General features: G+C 60.4%; 15 protein-coding genes. 1 reads left to right on the top strand and 14 read right to left on the bottom strand.

Annotated features, from left to right (window positions below; genetic code table 11):
• Positions 1–53: 53 nt before the first annotated feature.
• The 5 genes from U5A05_RS09740 to U5A05_RS09720 form a co-directional block, all read right to left on the bottom strand.
• On the bottom strand, positions 54–1,031 hold the full coding sequence (locus tag U5A05_RS09740) for a FecR family protein (protein ID WP_321836218.1): 978 nt from the start codon (positions 1,029–1,031) through the stop codon (positions 54–56).
• On the bottom strand, positions 1,028–1,528 hold the full coding sequence (locus U5A05_RS09735) for a sigma-70 family RNA polymerase sigma factor (protein WP_261742411.1): 501 nt from the start codon (positions 1,526–1,528) through the stop codon (positions 1,028–1,030). The genes U5A05_RS09740 and U5A05_RS09735 overlap by 4 nt, the downstream gene beginning before the upstream one ends.
• 299 nt (positions 1,529–1,827) lie before the next feature.
• A complete protein-coding gene (locus tag U5A05_RS09730) occupies positions 1,828–2,574 on the bottom strand; it encodes an SDR family oxidoreductase (protein WP_261741898.1) in 747 nt (248 codons plus the stop codon).
• A 66-nt stretch (positions 2,575–2,640) separates the two neighbouring features.
• Complete coding sequence (locus U5A05_RS09725) at positions 2,641–4,737, bottom strand: putative bifunctional diguanylate cyclase/phosphodiesterase (protein ID WP_261741897.1); 2,097 nt, start codon at positions 4,735–4,737, stop codon at positions 2,641–2,643.
• A gap of 121 nt (positions 4,738–4,858) precedes the next feature.
• Positions 4,859–5,725, bottom strand: coding sequence for a LysR family transcriptional regulator (locus U5A05_RS09720; protein ID WP_321836217.1), 867 nt, complete (start codon positions 5,723–5,725; stop codon positions 4,859–4,861).
• A gap of 161 nt (positions 5,726–5,886) precedes the next feature.
• On the opposite strand from U5A05_RS09720, the gene U5A05_RS09715 reads away from it, so the two are divergent.
• Positions 5,887–7,428 carry an MFS transporter gene (locus tag U5A05_RS09715; protein ID WP_261741895.1) on the top strand — a complete coding sequence of 514 codons (1,542 nt, stop codon included), beginning with the start codon at positions 5,887–5,889 and terminating at the stop codon, positions 7,426–7,428.
• 176 nt (positions 7,429–7,604) lie between these two features.
• On the opposite strand, the gene U5A05_RS09710 is transcribed toward U5A05_RS09715, so the two are convergent.
• The 9 genes from U5A05_RS09710 to U5A05_RS09670 all read right to left on the bottom strand — a co-directional run bounded on the left by U5A05_RS09710 (position 7,605) and on the right by U5A05_RS09670 (position 16,086).
• Positions 7,605–8,813 (bottom strand): acetyl-CoA C-acyltransferase, encoded by a 1,209-nt coding sequence (locus U5A05_RS09710; protein ID WP_261741894.1) that lies wholly within the window; start codon positions 8,811–8,813, stop codon positions 7,605–7,607.
• 9 nt (positions 8,814–8,822) lie between these two features.
• On the bottom strand, positions 8,823–9,293 hold the full coding sequence (locus U5A05_RS09705) for a MaoC family dehydratase (RefSeq protein ID WP_321836216.1): 471 nt from the start codon (positions 9,291–9,293) through the stop codon (positions 8,823–8,825).
• A 10-nt stretch (positions 9,294–9,303) separates the two neighbouring features.
• Positions 9,304–10,089, bottom strand: coding sequence for an SDR family oxidoreductase (locus U5A05_RS09700; RefSeq protein WP_261741892.1), 786 nt, complete (start codon positions 10,087–10,089; stop codon positions 9,304–9,306).
• Between the two features lie 144 nt (positions 10,090–10,233).
• Positions 10,234–11,112, bottom strand: coding sequence for an SDR family oxidoreductase (locus U5A05_RS09695; protein WP_321836215.1), 879 nt, complete (start codon positions 11,110–11,112; stop codon positions 10,234–10,236).
• 10 nt (positions 11,113–11,122) lie between these two features.
• Positions 11,123–12,274 carry an acetyl-CoA C-acetyltransferase gene (locus tag U5A05_RS09690; protein ID WP_261741890.1) on the bottom strand — a complete coding sequence of 384 codons (1,152 nt, stop codon included), beginning with the start codon at positions 12,272–12,274 and terminating at the stop codon, positions 11,123–11,125.
• 3 nt (positions 12,275–12,277) lie between these two features.
• On the bottom strand, positions 12,278–13,336 hold the full coding sequence (locus U5A05_RS09685) for an acyl-CoA dehydrogenase family protein (RefSeq protein WP_261741889.1): 1,059 nt from the start codon (positions 13,334–13,336) through the stop codon (positions 12,278–12,280).
• A gap of 8 nt (positions 13,337–13,344) precedes the next feature.
• Entirely contained in the window at positions 13,345–14,499 is a 1,155-nt protein-coding gene (locus tag U5A05_RS09680) for an acyl-CoA dehydrogenase family protein (RefSeq protein ID WP_321836214.1), read from the bottom strand.
• A gap of 10 nt (positions 14,500–14,509) precedes the next feature.
• On the bottom strand, positions 14,510–15,274 hold the full coding sequence (locus U5A05_RS09675) for an enoyl-CoA hydratase family protein (protein ID WP_261741887.1): 765 nt from the start codon (positions 15,272–15,274) through the stop codon (positions 14,510–14,512).
• A gap of 266 nt (positions 15,275–15,540) precedes the next feature.
• Complete coding sequence (locus tag U5A05_RS09670) at positions 15,541–16,086, bottom strand: PadR family transcriptional regulator (RefSeq protein WP_261741886.1); 546 nt, start codon at positions 16,084–16,086, stop codon at positions 15,541–15,543.
• Between the last annotated feature and the right edge of the window lie 91 nt (positions 16,087–16,177).

The following is a 16,177-nucleotide window of genomic DNA, read 5'->3' as shown; positions in this document are numbered from 1 at the left end:
CGAGCAAGGGTTTCCCCTCACACTATTTGCAATTAATTCGCATTCGGTTGTTTTTATCGACTCACATCAATCAGGGTCAGCCATGGCCCGTAACGCGTGACCTTGATCGGTAAGGTTTGCGCCAGCGCGCTGAGGGTTTGCGCGGTGTTGTCCAGCGCAAAAACCCCAAACACCCGCACCCGTGCCGCTTCGGGGCTGATGCGCAGCACACCGGTCTGGTAGGGCCGCAGCGCCTCGACCAGTGCCGACAATGGCTCATCATGCAGTTCGACCCGGCCTTGGAGCCAATCGGCCTGGCTCCGTGATGTCGGGGTTTGCGGGTCTATCTGATTGGCCGTGAATGCCACCGCCTGACCGGTGTCGATACGTCGTTGCTGCCCCCCCAGCGTGTCCAGTTGCACGCTGTGCTGCTGCACGCTGGCCAGACTTTCGTCCGCGCCCTGGCGCACCATGAAACGCGTCCCCAGTGCCTGCACCTGGCCTTGGGCCGTGGCTACCACAAATGGTCGTCCGGCATCGGCGGCCACGTCCACCTGCAACTCCCCTTCGCGCAGCCGTACCCGCCGCTGGCCGTTACTGAACTCGATATCGACCGCGCTGCGGGCATTGAGTGTCAGAAGACTGCCATCCGCCAGTTCGATGGTTTTGCGCTCACCGGTGCCGGTGTGTTGATCGGCCATCAAGCCTGTCAATGGCGTTACACGATTCACCAAGCCTGCCGCGCCCAAGCCGAGCAGCAACAGTAGCAAGCTGCCCCGCAAGGCATTTTTGCCTGAGGGCGACGTGCCGCTCAGCAGAGCTCGGCGTGCAGCCTGCAATTGCCCGGGGCTGCGGCGTTCCACTGATTGCAAATCGGCCACCGGAGCTTTCAATACCCCGGCTACCCGCTGCCACGCGGCCAGATGCTCTGGACTTTGCGCCAGCCAGGCCTTGAACACCTGACGCTCCGAAGGGCTGGCATTCCCGGACTCAAGGCGCAGCATCCAGTCAATGGCGGCACGGGTGGTCGAATCAACCTTGGCTGTACTCATTGGGATGGCGCCGTTTGCGAGAGGCAATGAATAAAGGCGCGGCGCAAGTCACGCTCAACCGTGGCCAACGAGACACCCAACTGGTCAGCGATGGCTTGCTGGGGCATACCTTCAAGTCGATTGAGCAAAAAGGCCCGTTTCACCCGCGACGGTAAACCTTCAAGCACGCGATCAATGGCTTCAATCGCCTCGCGCACCAGCGCTATATCTTCAGCGGACGGCGCATAGCCTTGGGGCAGATCGGCCAACTGCTCAAGATAGGATTGTTCAAGTTTGCGCCGCCGCCACAGCGAGCAGAGCAAGCGGCGGGCAACTGTACTCAGATAAGCGCGGGGCTCCTGGATGCGCTCCAGTTGCTGAGCGTCGAAAACGCGCAGAAAAGTGTCCTGGGTCAGATCGGCCGCATCCTGCGGGCAACGCACCTGTCGCGACAGCCAGCCGCGCAACCAGGCATGATTGTCGAGATAGAGGCTGGCCAGCAGGGTTTTGGGGTCCACAGGAATAGGCACGATAGATAACCAGACTTAAATAGCAATAAGTCGCATTATCGTCGCAAAAGGTGAAATGGCAAGTCGTAAATCACTGTGTAGCCGCTGAGGAGCGCAGCGAGGCTGCGATCTGGCGCGCAGCGCCAGCACATGCTAAATCCCGTTCCGGCCTGACCCTACGCGATGTCAGGTTTTACGATGGCAGCGGCAAAGATCCTTCAAGCGTGGGAGCGAGCCTGCTCGCGAAAATCATACGCGAGCAGGCTCGCTCCCACTAAAGGCTTGACCTGGAACAGAGTTTTTACATCTTACCGACCGCCGCCCAGATCCAGAAAGGTGCCGGTGGTGTAGGAAGCCTTGTCCGACAGCAGCCAGATAATCGCCTCGGCTACTTCTTCGGCACGCCCGCCCCGGCCCATGGGGATGATCGGTTCAAGTTTGCTGACCCGCCCGGGATCGCCACTCAAGGCGTGGAAGTCGGTGTAGATATAGCCTGGCCTCACCGCGTTGACCCGAATCCCCTCGCCCGCCAGTTCCTTGGACAAGCCCACGGTGAAAGTGTCCAGCGCGCCCTTGGAGGCAGCGTAGTCGACGTACTCGCCGGGCGAACCCAAGCGTGCCGCTACCGATGACACATTGACGATATTGCCGCCCTGCCCACCGTAGCGGGGCGACATGCGCAGCACGGCATGCTTGGCACACAAGATCGGGCCAAGCACGTTGGTTTTCAGGGTGTGCATGATGCGCAACTCGGACAGTTCGTCGACCCGTGACTTGAGCCCCACGGTGCCAGCGTTGTTGACCAGTGCCGTGACCGGCCCCAACCGCTCGTCAACCTCGATAAACAGACGAATGATTTCCTCTTCGTCGCTGACATCGGCGCGCACCGCAATAGCTTCTGCGCCCAAAGCCTGAACCTGGGCCAGCACTTCATGGGCAGCCGCAACATCAGCCAGATAGTTGATGCAAATTCGATAGCCCTGCTGCGCCGCCAGTACTGCTGTTGCGGCGCCTATGCCACGGCTGCCACCGGTGATCACGATAACTTTGTCCATAAAAGTACGCTCCCCACTCAACATTTCAAATCTGGCCGCCAGCATAACCGTCAAGGGTTTGATTTGTCAGGTCGCCGCCGGTTTACCAGCGCTCAGGTCCTCTGCGCGATGAATATCGACCATAAACTGATTGGCCGGGAGCGGCTGGCCCAGCAGATAACCCTGCAAGGCATCACAGCCCAGCGTGGTCAAAAAGCTTTGTTGGGTATCGGTTTCAACGCCCTCGGCCACAATTCGCAGGCCCAGTGCCTGGCCCAGTGCAACAATGGCCGAAACAATCGCAGCATCATCGCTGTCATGCTCCAGGTCACGCACAAAACCACGGTCTATTTTCAATTCATTGGCGGGCAGACGTTTGAGGTACATCAGGCTGGAATAGCCGGTACCGAAATCATCAATAGACAGGTCCACACCCATCTGCGACAGGCGCTGCAACACCACCATGCTCGCATCGGCGTCGCTCATGGCGGTGGTTTCGGTGATTTCCAGGGTCAAGCTGTTGGCTGGCAACTGGTGCCGCTCCAGCGTTGCGACCACACTGTCGACCAGCCCCGAATGGCAGAACTGCAGCGCCGACAGGTTGACTGCGATACGCCAGTGGCTATAGCCCTGATCGAACCACACACGCATCTGGCGGCAGGCTTCGTTGAGCACCCAATCGCCAATGGGAATGATCAGGCCGGTTTTTTCCGCGAGGGCGATAAAGTGCTCTGGCAACAGCAATCCCTGCTGCGGATGCTCCCAGCGCAGCAGGGCTTCAGCCCCTACCGGCAGGCCATTGCTGGCGTCGAACTTGGGTTGGTAATGCAGGCAAAACTGTTGCAACACCAGAGCCTGACGCAGGTCTTGCAGCAATTGCAGTTGCTTGCGGGCGTTGATGTTCATCGAGGCATCGAAAAAACTGTAGCCATTTTTGCCCGCACCCTTGGCGTGATACATCGCCGCATCGGCGTTCATCAGCAACTCTTCGGCGGTCAGGCCGTTACCAGGGTACAGCGCAATACCGACACTCGCGGAAATCAGCAAGTCATGATCGTCGACCCGGAATGCCTTGGACAACAGCCCGACCTGCCGCGCAGCCACTTGCGGCGCATCATCGGGCTCAAGCAAACGCACCAGCAACACAAACTCGTCCCCGCCAATGCGTGCCAGGGTGTCCTGGCTGCGCAACTGCTCGCGCAAACGCAAGGCCACCTCACGCAGCAAGCGGTCGCCCAGATGATGACCGAAGGCATCGTTCACCGGCTTAAAACCGTCGAGGTCGATAAACATCAGCGAGAAACACCCGCCCTGCTCCGTCACCTTGCTCATTGCCTGAGCGATACGGTCAGCCAACAGGATGCGATTGGGCAGTCCGGTCAGGGTGTCGTGCAGTGCCAATTGGGTCAGCTCTTCATTGGCCAGGGTCAATGAGTCCGCCAGAGCGGCAGTGCGGGAATCGAGCCGGGCGTCAAAAACCGAGGTCAGCAACGCAATCACCAACACGGCCAGGCTGGACACCAGCACCAGATTATCCAGCCCCTTGCCACTCAGACCGTCCACGGCGGCAGCGCAAAAACTGCCGGGGGGGAAACTCGCCGCAGCCATGCCGGTGTAATGCATACCGACAATCGCCAGGCCCATGATCACCGCCGCCCCGCCGCGTACCAGACGCACGTAAGGGGTTTGCTTGCGCAGATGAAACGCAATCGACAACGCGGCGGCTGAAGCCCCCACCGCAATCAGCAGCGACAGGCCAAACAGCGTCGGGTCGTAATCAATCCCCGGCTGCATGCGCAACGCGGCCATACCGCTGTAGTGCATGGCGCTAATGCCCGAGCCCATGATCAAGGCACCGAACAACAGTTGCAGCGCGGGCAGTCGCGGCTGGCTGACCAGCCACAAGGCAAAGCCGGACGACAGAATAGCCACCAGTAATGACCACAGAGTAAGCCCCAGGTCGTAACCCAACTCCAGCGGCAACTCCAGCGCGAGCATCCCGATAAAGTGCATCGACCACACACCAAAGCCCATGGCCAGTGCGCCGCCACCGATCCACAGGTACACACTGCGGCCTCGCGCCGTGGCAATACGGCCGCTCAGATCAAGGGCTGTGTACGACGCCAGAATGGCGACACACAGGGAAATCAAAACCAGCGAGGGAGAGTAAGTTGCAGACACCATGGACCTTCTCGTGAACGTGTGCCGAACAGCATCCATGCTCGGTAAGGGGGCGCGATTGTACTGCTTCCAGGTTCTGACGCATCCATGTAAACGACAAAATCCTGCAGTTGGATTCGACCAATCAGAAGCGCTTGACCTGTTCGATATAACGCGTCACCACCGCCGACTTTTCGAACCGGCGGTGGATCAACGACAACCATGACTGCGCGTCACAGCCCTCGATCGGCCGGTAGAGTACATTCGGCAGGCTGATATGACCGACCACCGATGCCGGTACTACCGCCACCCCTTGGCGCAACGATACAAGCGCGATCACCGCCACCAGGCCACCCGGCTGGGCACCCAGCCTGGGCGCGTAACCTCCTTGGGCAGCCACGTGCAAGGTGCCGCTGATTTGCTCGGGCAAGATAAATGTCTCGTTTTGCAAATGCGCCGCGCTGACGCTTTTAAGGCGCGCCAGCCAGCTGTCAGTCGCCAGCGCCAAAACAAAGCCCTCAGCCTTGAGACGAATCGCTTCCAGGCCTTGTGGCAAAGTCATGGGAGAGCGCACATAGCCCAGATCGAAGCGCCCTTCGGCAACCATCGAAGGCAAGCTGGCCATCGGCGCCTCCCGTACGCTCAGGCTGACCTCGGCACACGCACTTGAAAATGCCTGTACCTGTTGCTGCAACACCCCCGAATACACGGCCGATGCTACATATCCCAATTCGATATGGCCCGTCTCGCCGCGCCCGGCCCGCTGTGCATTGCGCTGGGCAAACTCGAACTGGCGCACGGTGGCCTCAGCCTCGGGCAATAACGCCTGGCCCGCTTCAGTCAGGCTGACCTGACGCTGCTGGCGCACAAACAGACGTACGCCCAAGGCGTGTTCAAGATCCTGGATTTGCCGCGTCAAGGTTGGCGGCGCAATTCCCAGTACTTCGGCAGCACGGGTGAAGTTGCGTTGCTGGGCAACGGCCAGGAAATAACGGAAATGGCGTATATCCATAGCAGCATTAGCTCAAAGGTAATGAAGTTCAGGCTGTCAGCTAACAAACCAGCCAACGCCCAGCCCTACACTGTGGCCATCGCCACACTGGAGGAACCGAGCATGCCCGTAAAATTAATTGCCTGCAAAGTAATGCCTGAGCTTGCCGGGGAGTTGCGTCCATGAAGACTGTAAGCCCACGCCTGACCCTGCTGACCGCCAGCGGGGTCTGTTCGCTGATCGTGCTCGACACCAATATTGTCGCGGTCACCCTGCCGAGCATCGCCCGGGATCTGGGGGCCAGCTTTGTCGATATCGAATGGGTGGTCAGCGCTTATATGCTGGCGTTTGCCGCCCTGTTGCTGCCTGCCGGGAGCATTGCCGACCGCTTCGGGCGCAAGCGAACCCTACTGTGGGGCTTGAGCATTTTCATCCTCGCGTCCCTCGGCTGTGGCGCGGCACCCAACAGCCTGTTACTGGAAATCGCCCGCGCCGTAAAAGGCGTGGGAGCAGCCTTGCTACTGACCTCGGCGCTGGCCTCAATCGGGCATGCCTTCCACGACGAAGTCGAACGAGCCAAAGCCTGGGCCTTTTGGGGGGCGTGCATGGGCGTGGCCATGACGGCGGCACCAACCCTCGGCGGGCTGATCACCGAGTACCTGGGCTGGCGCTGGATTTTCTATCTCAACTTGCCGGTTGGCTTGCTGCTGATGCTGCTGGTCAGGCATGCCATTGCCGAGTCTCGCGACCCGCAATCGGCCCGGCTCGACCCTTGGGGCAGCCTGGCCTTCAGCGCCAGCTTGCTGTGCCTGATCTGGGGCTTGATCGAAGCCAACCGCATTGGCTGGAACCACCCGCTGACCTATGCCCGAATATGTGCCGGGGTGCTGTTGCTGGGCCTGTTTGTAATGATCGAAGCCATGCAGCGCCGCCCTATGATTGACCTGCAACTGTTCCGCCACCCGCGTTTTATCGGCGCTCTGCTGGGCATGTTTGCCTATGCGGGCTGTGCTCAGGTGATGATGACCTTGCTGCCCTTTTATTTGCAAAACGGCTTGGGGTTCAGTGCAGTCACGTCAGGCCTGGGTATGTTGCCGTTTGCCTTGACCATGTTGATTTGCCCACGTATCGGCGCTCGCCTGGCGTCGCGCTTCAGCCCGGCCAGTATGATGGCTGCCGGTTTGACCTTGGTCGGTTGCGGCAACTTGCTCAGCGCTTGGGCGGTAGACCATGGCGGTTACCTGAGTTTTGCCCTGACCACGGCGGTGACAGGTGCCGGGGCCGGTTTGCTCAATGGCGATACCCAGAAAAACATCATGGCCTGCGTTCCCCGAGACCGTGTGGGCATGGCCTCCGGCATGAGCACCACCATGCGCTTCAGCGCCATTGTGTTGGCGATTGGGGTGTTTGGCGCCTTGCTCGGCAGCCACACGGAGCAAAACCTGCAGACCAGCCTTCAGCAGGATGCCGGGCAATGGCTGGAGCAGAGTCACTTTATTGCTTCGCGGGTGGTGGCCGGGGATATGCAGGGAGCCTTGAGCCAATTGCCGCTGGCGGCACAAGCCCAGATTGAGCCACTGGCAACCCGGGCCTTTGTAACCGGGTTCAGCCTGGTGTTGTGGGTCGCGGGGGTGCTGGGGCTGATCGGGGCTTTGGTGGTGGGGACGCTGATGCGCAAGCCGATACCGCAGATGGCGTCCGCGGTGGCGCATCCAAACGTGTAGCCGCTGCCGCAGGAACGAGGCTGCGTTCGGCGGCGAAGCCGTCGTAAACCCTGAGAGCAAGGTTTTTCTGGCAGACCGCAGTGCCTGATTCTGCGACGGCTTCGCCGCCGAACGCAGCCTCGTTCCTTCGGCAGCTGCTACGGGTTTTGCCTGGCTCCCACCAGTATCAAAAACTGTCAGTTCAGCTCAAACAACCCCGCCGCGCCCATGCCGCCGCCGATACACATGGCAACCACAACAAAGCGGGCGCCACGGCGGCGGCCTTCGAGCAGGCTGTGGCCCACCATCCGCGCACCCGACATACCAAACGGATGACCAATGGAAATCGCCCCGCCGTTGACGTTCAGGCGGTCGTTGGGGATCTGCAGGAAGTCGCGGCAGTACACCACCTGGCAGGCGAATGCTTCGTTGATCTCCCACAGGTCAATGTCAGATACGGTCAGGCCAAACCGCTTGAGCAGCTTGGGAATCGCGAACACCGGGCCAATGCCCATTTCTTCCGGCGCACAACCGCTCACGGCAATCCCGCGATACACGCCCAACGCTTCGATCCCGCGCTGTTTGGCTTCGGCACGGCTCATCAGCAACACGGCAGAGGCGCCATCGGAAAATTGCGAAGCGTTGCCCGCGGTGATGAACTCACCTTGCTGCACCCATTTGCCATCTTTCCACACGGGTTTGAGTGCCGCCAAATCCTCAAGGGTGGTGGACGGGCGATTACACTCGTCGCGGTCCGCGATTACATCCTGATAGCCACTGGGTTTGCCTTCCTTGTCGAAGCACAGCTTGCGCGCAGCCAGCGGTACGATTTCATCCGCGAACAGACCCGCGGCCTGGGCGGCGGCGGTACGTTGCTGGCTTTGCAGGGAATACTGGTCCTGCACTTCGCGGCTGATAGAGTAGCGGCGAGCGACGATTTCAGCGGTTTCGAGCATCGGGATGTAGGCCGTCGGCATGCATTCAAGCACCGCCTCGGATTGTGCCCGGTAAGTGTTTTTGTACTTGTTCTGGGTCAGCGACAACGACTCGACACCACCCGCCACGGCAATCGACATTTCCCCGGTCATGATGCCTTTCGCCGCCACGCCAATACTCATCAGGCCCGAGGCACACATGCGATCAATCGCCATGCCCGGCACGGTGTTGGGCAAACCGCCGGTGTTGGCGCACAACCGCCCGATGTTGTAACCCTGAGTGCCCTGCTGCGCAGCTGCCCCCATGATCACGTCTTCCACCGAACCCGGCTCGATACCCGCGCGCTCCACCACGGCACGTACCACATGGCCGCCCAGCACCGGGGCTTCGGTGTCGTTGAACGAGCCACGAAAGGATTTGGTCAGGGCGGTTCGGGCGGTGGAGACGATTACAACGTCATTCAAATTCATGCTCAAGGCTCACTTCTCAAGAGGGTTGAAGGTGTAGCGGCTGATGGTGTCCACCACACAGCCGGGGCGCTCGCTGCCCTCGATTTCGACGCTGATCCGCACCACTACCTGCAAGGCCAGGCCGAGTGCCTCGACCTGCACGACCTGGCCATGCCCACGCACCCGCGAACCGACCTTGACCGCTGCCGGGAAACGCAACCGGTCACTGCCGTAGTTGACGCCCATGGCCAGATTTTCGAACTGCATCAGTTGCGGCATAAACAGATTGGCCAGGGACAGGGTCAGGTAGCCGTGGGCAATACAGGCACCGAACGGCCCCTTGGCCGCACGTTCCGGATCGACATGAATCCACTGGTGATCGCCCGTGGCCTCGGCAAACAGGTTGATCCGCTCCTGGGTCAGCACCAGCCAGTCGGTGCGGCCAAGGTCTTGCCCCTGCGCTGCGAGCAACTGCTCGGCGCTGCTGAATAACGTACTCATGGGGTGGTCCTCAGGCTTGTTGCGAGCTGACAGGCAGCACTTCGCCGACCATGTATGAGGCGTAGTCGCTGGCCAGGAACACCATGACGTTAGCCACTTCCCAGACCTCAGCGGCGCGGCCAAAGGCTTCGCGGCTGGTGAGTTGTTCCAGCAGTTCGCTGCTGGAGGCTTTTTTCAGGAACTCGTGCAAGGCAATGGACGGTGCCACGGCGTTGATTCGTACCCCGCTTTCGGCCGCTTCCAGCGCACTGCAACGGGTCAGAGCCATGACCCCGGCCTTGGCGGCGGCATAATGGGCCTGCTCTTTCTGCGCCCGCCAGCCCAGTACCGAGGCGTTGTTGACGATGGCCCCGGCACCACGGCGCTCCATGTGTGGAAGCATGGCGCGGGTCATGCGCATAGTGCCGGTGAGAGTGATATCCAACACCGAGGACCACTGTTGATCGGTCATTTCGGTAAGGCGTACCTGACCGCCAAGGCCTGCGTTATTGATCAGCACATCGACCCCGCCCAAGGCTTCTTCAGCCGCCGCGACCAGGGCTTGTACATCGGCTTCGACGGTGACATTGCACAGTTGCCCGTATACCGCCTGCAACCCGGTTTCAGCCTTGAGGCGTTCGACTGCCTCTTCGAGGCGACGCGGGTGGATATCGGAAATCATCAAGGCGCGGCAGCCTTCTTCGGCGCAGCGTTTGGCCGCGGCATAACCGATACCTGCGCCAGCCGCGGCGGTGATCAAAATCGACTTGCCGGCCAAGAGTTGGTGGCCGGGTACGTAAGGGGGCGCTTGTCTCATGGTTGAATTCTCTCTGTATAACAAACGGCTAAGTCCGCTTCTTGTAGATACTCTGTTCCGGGTCAAGCCCCTTGTGGGAGCGAGCCTGCTCGCGAATGACTTCGCGAGCAGGCTCGCTCCCACACTTGAAGTATCCCTGTGCTTTCAGCTACCCCACACCCTTTGCGGTGCAGGGGCTTCGGCGAGAATCTGGGCCATGACCACACCCACTTCTTCGGGCTGCCATTGCGCGCCCTTGTCGCGGGTCACGCCGGTGCGCCAACCATCGCCAAGGGACAGTCGCCCGCCCTGGCTTTCGATGATTTGCCCGCTCACATGGCCCGACAAAGTGCTGCCCAGCCACACCACCAGCGGTGCGACGTTTTCCGGGGCCCAGGCATCGAAGCCTCCGTCTTCTGGCTTTTTCACCACGTCCGGCATCGCGCTTTCGGTCATCGAGGTACGCGCCGCCGGAGCCAAGGCATTGGCGGTCACGCCGTAACGCGCCAGCTCTGCCGCCTGCACCAGGGTCAACGCGGCAATTCCGCCTTTGGCGGCGCTGTAATTGGACTGCCCCACCGAGCCCTGCAAGCCTGCACCGGAACTGGTGTTGATGATGCGCGCGGCCACCGGCTGACCGGCCTTGGCCAGATCGCGCCAGCGTTTGCCAAGGATATTGGCCAGACAAAAATGCCCCTTCAGGTGCACGCGCATCACGGCATCCCAGTCATCTTCGCCAAGGCTGATAAACATCCGGTCGCGCAGGATCCCGGCGTTGTTGACCAACACATGCACTTCGCCAAATGCCGCCAGGGCCGCATCGACGATGTTTTGCGCGGTGGCGATAGTGGTGATGTCATCGGCGTTGGCGATAGCCTGCCCGCCCGCCTCGCGAATTTCAGCCACCACTTCTTCAGCGGCTTCGCGGCGGATATCGTTGACCACCACATTGGCGCCCTGCCCGGCGAAAGCCAACGCATAGGCCCGACCCAGACCACCGCCTGCGCCCGTAATAATCACGGTACGTGCTGCACAAATTGCCATGTCAATGCTCCTAGAGGCGCTCAATAATCGTCACGTTGGCTTGCCCACCGCCTTCGCACATGGTCTGCAAGCCATAGCGGCCACCGCTTTGCTCAAGCTGGTTAAGCAGGCTGGTCATCAATCGTGCCCCGCTGGCACCCAGTGGATGGCCAAGGGCAATGGCGCCGCCGTTGGCATTGGTCCTGGCCGGGTCATAATCCAGCTCCTTGGCCCAGGCCATGACTACCGAGGCGAAGGCTTCGTTGATCTCGACCAGGTCGATATCCCGTATGCTCATGCCGGCTTTTTTCAGTGCGGCCCGGGTCGCGGCTATCGGTGCGGTTAGATGCCAGATCGGGTCGTCGCCCATTACCGAGAGGTGATGAATCCGCGCCCGTGGCGTCAGGTTGTAGCGTTTGAGTGCCGCAGCAGAAACCACCAACATCGCGGCCGAGGCATCGCAGGTCTGACTGGAAACGGCGGCAGTGATCGAAGGGAATTCAGCGGACACCGGTTCCAGCTCGGCCATTTTTGCCAGGCTGGTATGGCGCGGAGTTTCGTCATCCCACACCCCTTCACAGGGCACAATTTCATTAACGAAGCGGCGGCTGGCCATGGCATCCAGTGCCCGGCGATGGCTTTCCAGAGCGTACGCTTCCATCTGCTGGCGGCTGATATTCCAGTGATCGGCGATACGCTGAGCGGCATAGAACTGGTTCACTGGCTGGTCGCCAAAACGCGCTTTCCAGCCTTTGCTGCCCGAGAACGGATCGCTGAACCCCAGCGGTTGGCCGGCCAGCATCGCCGAGGAAATCGGGATCTGGGTCATGGTCTGAACACCGCCGACGGCGATCACATCCTGGGTACCACTCATCACCGCTTGCGCGGCAAAGTGCAGCGCCTGCTGCGATGAGCCGCACTGGCGGTCAATGGTGGTGCCGGGAACGTTGAGCGGCAAACCGGCGGCCAGCCAGCTGGTGCGGGCGATATCCCCTGCCTGAGAGCCGATGGTATCAACGCAGCCAAAGATCACGTCGTCGTATTCGTCGGCCGGGATCTGGTTACGCTCTACCAACGCCTTGAGCACATGGGCGCCCAGATCAATCGCATGGACATGGGCCAGACCACCCTTGCGCTTGCCGGTAGGGCTGCGCAACGCGTCCACAATATAGGCTTCGGGCATCAGTCAATCCTCAAACGTGTAGCCGGGGCCCAAAGGCGCCGCGCCACTCAATACATACTCGGCCACACGGGTCTTGTGCAGCGCACGGTCGCCCCAGGCGTTGTCCAGTGCCCAGGCGCGTTTCATAAACATTTGCAGGTCGACTTCCCAGGTGTAACCCATCGCGCCATGCACCTGAATGCCGTGGCGAGCCGCCAGCCAGCTGGCTTCGCAACTGGCCAGACGCGCTTGGGACACCCACACCCCGGCATTCGGTTCGTTGTGCGCCAAGGCATAAGCGGCGCGGTACAGCACCGGTTTGGCGAATTCCAGCTGAGTGGCGACGTCAGCCAGGTGATGCTTGACCGCCTGAAAACTGCCGATCGGCTTGCCGAACTGCTTGCGCTGGGCGGCGTAGTCCACCGACAGATCGAGCATGCGCTGAGCCAGCCCGAGCAGTTGCCCAGCTACCGACAGTGCGCCACGGTTGAGGGTCTGCGCCCACAGCTCGCGGCCCTGCTCGCCCTGCGCCACCAGGGTCGCAGCACTCGGTTGCCAGCTGACCTGCGCCAGACGGCGCGAGGCATCCAGGCTGCCGTGCCCTTGCACATCCACCTGGCTACGCGGTACGGCATGGACTTCATCGCCGTGGGCCAACAGCAACAGGTCGGCATGACCGGCGTCAGCCACCAGCGGATTGACCGGGTGGCCGATGGCGACCCGCAAGCTGCCGTCGGCAATGCGCTCCAGCCATTCGCCGCGCTGGGCAACGCTGTGGGGCAAGCCGGCGATCAGGGCGCTGGCAACATAGGCGGTGTCGGCCAGCGAATCGGGAATGGCGTAGTAACCTAGCTCCTGGGTCATCAAGGCCCAGGCCACATCGTCCATGCCCAGGCCACCAAAGGCCTCAGGAATCGACAACGCGGTAAGGCCTTGCTCGGCAATCTTGTTACGCAAATCCGGAGAGCGGCCGACGTCGGTTTCCCAGATTTCACGAAGCATTTCCGGCGCGGCTTCGGTCATCAAAAAGCGGCTGATGGCTTCGCGAAAAGTTTGCTGGTCATCGGTAAAGGTAAAGTCCATCCCCGGCCTCACTTCGGCAGACCGAGCATGCGCTCGGCAATGATATTGCGCTGGATCTCGTTAGTACCGGCGTAGATGGGCCCGGCCTGAGCAAACAGAAAACCTTCCAGCCAGTCGTGGCCGTCTGCCGATTTACCGGTCAACTCGCCACTGGCACCCAGGATGCGCATGGCGGTTTCGTGCATGCGCAAATCGAGTTCCGACCAGATGATTTTGTTGGTGCTCGACTCGGCGCCAATCTGCGCTCCACGGCTCAGGCGGCCCACGGTGTGATAGGCGGACAAGGCGTAGGCTTGCGCATCCATCCAAGCCTTGCACACCGCGTCGCCCAAGCTCGGGTCACGGTCGGCACTGGCGCGGTTGGCCTGGTACAACTCCACCAACTTGCGCGCCGTGTACTGAAAGCGCGCCGGGGAGCGCAGTAGCAAACCACGCTCAAAACCGGCGGTGGCCATTGCCACATGCCAGCCCTGCCCTTCATCGCCGATGCGATTTTCCAGGGGAATGCGCACGTCATCGAAGAACACTTCGGCGAACGCATCCTTGCCGTTCAAGGCCTTGATCGGGCGCACTGTGACCCCCGGCGCGTTGAGCGGCACCATCACAAACGACAATCCGTGGTGACGGCTTGAAGCTGGATCGCTGCGAAACAGGCCAAACAACCAATCGGCAAAGATGGCCCGGGTCGACCAGGTTTTCTGGCCGTTGAGCAGGTAGCCGTCGCCATCGCGGGTGGCCTTGCTGGTGATCGCGGCCATGTCGGAACCAGCGTTGGGTTCGGACCAGCCTTGGGCCCACATGTCGGCGCTGGCCGCCATGCGTGGCAGAAAGCTTTTTTTCTGTGCCTCGGTGCCAAACTCCATCAGGGTCGGGCCGAGCAATAACTGGCCGTTCTGGTTGACCCGCATCGGCGCGCCAGCACCGTAATATTCTTCTTCGAAAATCAGCCACTCAATCAGATCGCAGCCGCGTCCACCCAACTCGGTGGGCCACATCACCATCGACAGGCGACTTTCGAACAACTTGGCTTCCCACTGGCGATGCTGTTCAAAGCCTTCGCGGGTGTCGTAGCTGGCCAGCGGCTCAGGCGGCAGGTTCGCCGCCAGCCATTGCCGGACCTCCTGACGGAAGGCCTTTTGCTTGGGCGAGTAAGTCAGTTCCATGGTCGGCTCCTCAGAACCTGGCGTCGCGTTTTTCAACGAACGCGCGGCGAGTTTCGGCGGAGTCCGCACTGGTATAGGCCTGCAGGGTAAAGCCCTGTTCCCAGCGGTATTTGTCTTCAAGGTTGCCGTCTTCGATGCCGTTCAACGCTTCTTTGGCGATGCGGATCATGGCCGGGCTTTTCGCTGCGATCTTGTGAGCGATTTGCAGCGCGGTTTCGCGCAGTTGCTCACGGGGCACCACGCGCTCTATAAAACCGTACTGCTGCGCTTCAACTGCGCCAATCTTGTCGCCGGTAAAGAACAGATAGCGGACTTTTTGCACCGGAAACAAACGCTGCAAATGCGCACCGCCGCCCATGGCGCCACGGTCGACTTCCGGCAGGGCAAAGGTGGCGCAGTCGGAAGCCACGACAATATCGGCGGCACCGGTAATGCCAATCCCGCCACCCAGCACAAAGCCATGGACTGCGACGATGACCGGCACCGGGTTGCGATGCACAGCCTTGAAAGTGGCGTAGTTGCCCGCGTTGACCTTGACGATCAGTTCCGGGTGAGCGTCCAGTTCCTTGATATCGACACCTGCACAAAAGCCGCGGCCTTCGGCCCGGATCACGATCACTCGCACCTCAGGGTCCAGGCCAAGCGCTTCGAGGGTGTGCGCCAGGTCCAGCCACTCCTGGCTGTTGAGGGCATTGACTGGCGGCCTGTCGATCACCAGTTCAGCGACGCCTGCGTCGATACTGGTGTGAAATGCGGTATGAGTTGCGCTGTTCACATGTGCTCCCGGGTTGGCAAAGGCATGGGAGCAGTATGGGAACGCGCCGGGGGTGGCTCATCGTCCGTTGAGACTAAAGCTTGCAGGAGCTGCACCCCCCTGTAGCAGTTGACGAGTAGAACGAGGCTACGTCCGACTGCGCAGCAGTCGCAAACCCGGTCAGCGCGATGTATCTGAAACACCCAAGCTGAATGGTTTTACGACTGCTACGCAGCCGGACGTAGCCTCGCTTCGCGAGTCAACTGCTACAGGGTAGCCAGTCTTGGTTATCCATCCCCATCCACAATGGCTCTGGCAGTGTTGTTGAGCAGATCATGTACGCGCTGGATCTCTACCGGGCTCCAATACCTCTGGTGCAATTGCAGCGCGTGACGCAGGTTGTGCATCGCCTCATGAATCTCTGCCGGCCGTTCCTGGCCCAACAACGAACGTCGGCTGACTTCAATACGCATATGCACACCATTAAGGGCGACCGCCTGTTGGCCGAGATATAAACGTCCCGTCCCGGTAATGCTGTAATTTTTTTTATCACCCTCAATAGCAACTTCTACCAGTTTCCCGGCCTCAAGAAAGGCCAAGGCCGGGTATATCACCCCGGGGCTGGGGCTGTAGGCGCCGTCGAACAACCCTTCAATTTGCTGGATCAGGTCATAGCCATGACGAGGATGTTCGCCAATCAACTCCAGCAATAACAATTTCAAATCACCTGATGCAAAGATCCGGGGGTTACGTGCAGCACGCTCACGGGCCGAGTTCCTGACCACAATAGTGGGTTTATCTGCGTCTGTAGCTTGAGAATAATGCTCGTTCATTTTTCTGACATCCCAAAGCGAAAAATAGAACTTAAACCATAACTCAAATTGTGACTAAAACACCGTTGTACAACTACTGAAACAGATAAGA

It is taken from the genome of Pseudomonas kulmbachensis, assembly GCF_963681935.1.
GTDB classification, from domain to species: Bacteria; Pseudomonadota; Gammaproteobacteria; order Pseudomonadales; family Pseudomonadaceae; genus Aquipseudomonas; species Aquipseudomonas kulmbachensis.
This window is presented reverse-complemented; position numbering and strand designations above follow the sequence as displayed.

Coding starts and splice junctions, on each gene's coding strand:
- U5A05_RS09730 (WP_261741898.1), bottom strand. CDS start 2,574: ATGGACAAAGTTATCGTGATCACCGGTGGCAGCCGTGGCATAGGCGCC.
- U5A05_RS09680 (WP_321836214.1), bottom strand. CDS start 14,499: ATGGAACTGACTTACTCGCCCAAGCAAAAGGCCTTCCGTCAGGAGGTC.
- U5A05_RS09685 (WP_261741889.1), bottom strand. CDS start 13,336: ATGGACTTTACCTTTACCGATGACCAGCAAACTTTTCGCGAAGCCATC.
- U5A05_RS09740 (WP_321836218.1), bottom strand. CDS start 1,031: ATGAGTACAGCCAAGGTTGATTCGACCACCCGTGCCGCCATTGACTGG.
- U5A05_RS09725 (WP_261741897.1), bottom strand. CDS start 4,737: ATGGTGTCTGCAACTTACTCTCCCTCGCTGGTTTTGATTTCCCTGTGT.
- U5A05_RS09715 (WP_261741895.1), top strand. CDS start 5,887: ATGAAGACTGTAAGCCCACGCCTGACCCTGCTGACCGCCAGCGGGGTC.
- U5A05_RS09695 (WP_321836215.1), bottom strand. CDS start 11,112: ATGGCAATTTGTGCAGCACGTACCGTGATTATTACGGGCGCAGGCGGT.
- U5A05_RS09710 (WP_261741894.1), bottom strand. CDS start 8,813: ATGAATTTGAATGACGTTGTAATCGTCTCCACCGCCCGAACCGCCCTG.
- U5A05_RS09705 (WP_321836216.1), bottom strand. CDS start 9,293: ATGAGTACGTTATTCAGCAGCGCCGAGCAGTTGCTCGCAGCGCAGGGG.
- U5A05_RS09720 (WP_321836217.1), bottom strand. CDS start 5,725: ATGGATATACGCCATTTCCGTTATTTCCTGGCCGTTGCCCAGCAACGC.
- U5A05_RS09690 (WP_261741890.1), bottom strand. CDS start 12,274: ATGCCCGAAGCCTATATTGTGGACGCGTTGCGCAGCCCTACCGGCAAG.
- U5A05_RS09670 (WP_261741886.1), bottom strand. CDS start 16,086: ATGAACGAGCATTATTCTCAAGCTACAGACGCAGATAAACCCACTATT.
- U5A05_RS09700 (WP_261741892.1), bottom strand. CDS start 10,089: ATGAGACAAGCGCCCCCTTACGTACCCGGCCACCAACTCTTGGCCGGC.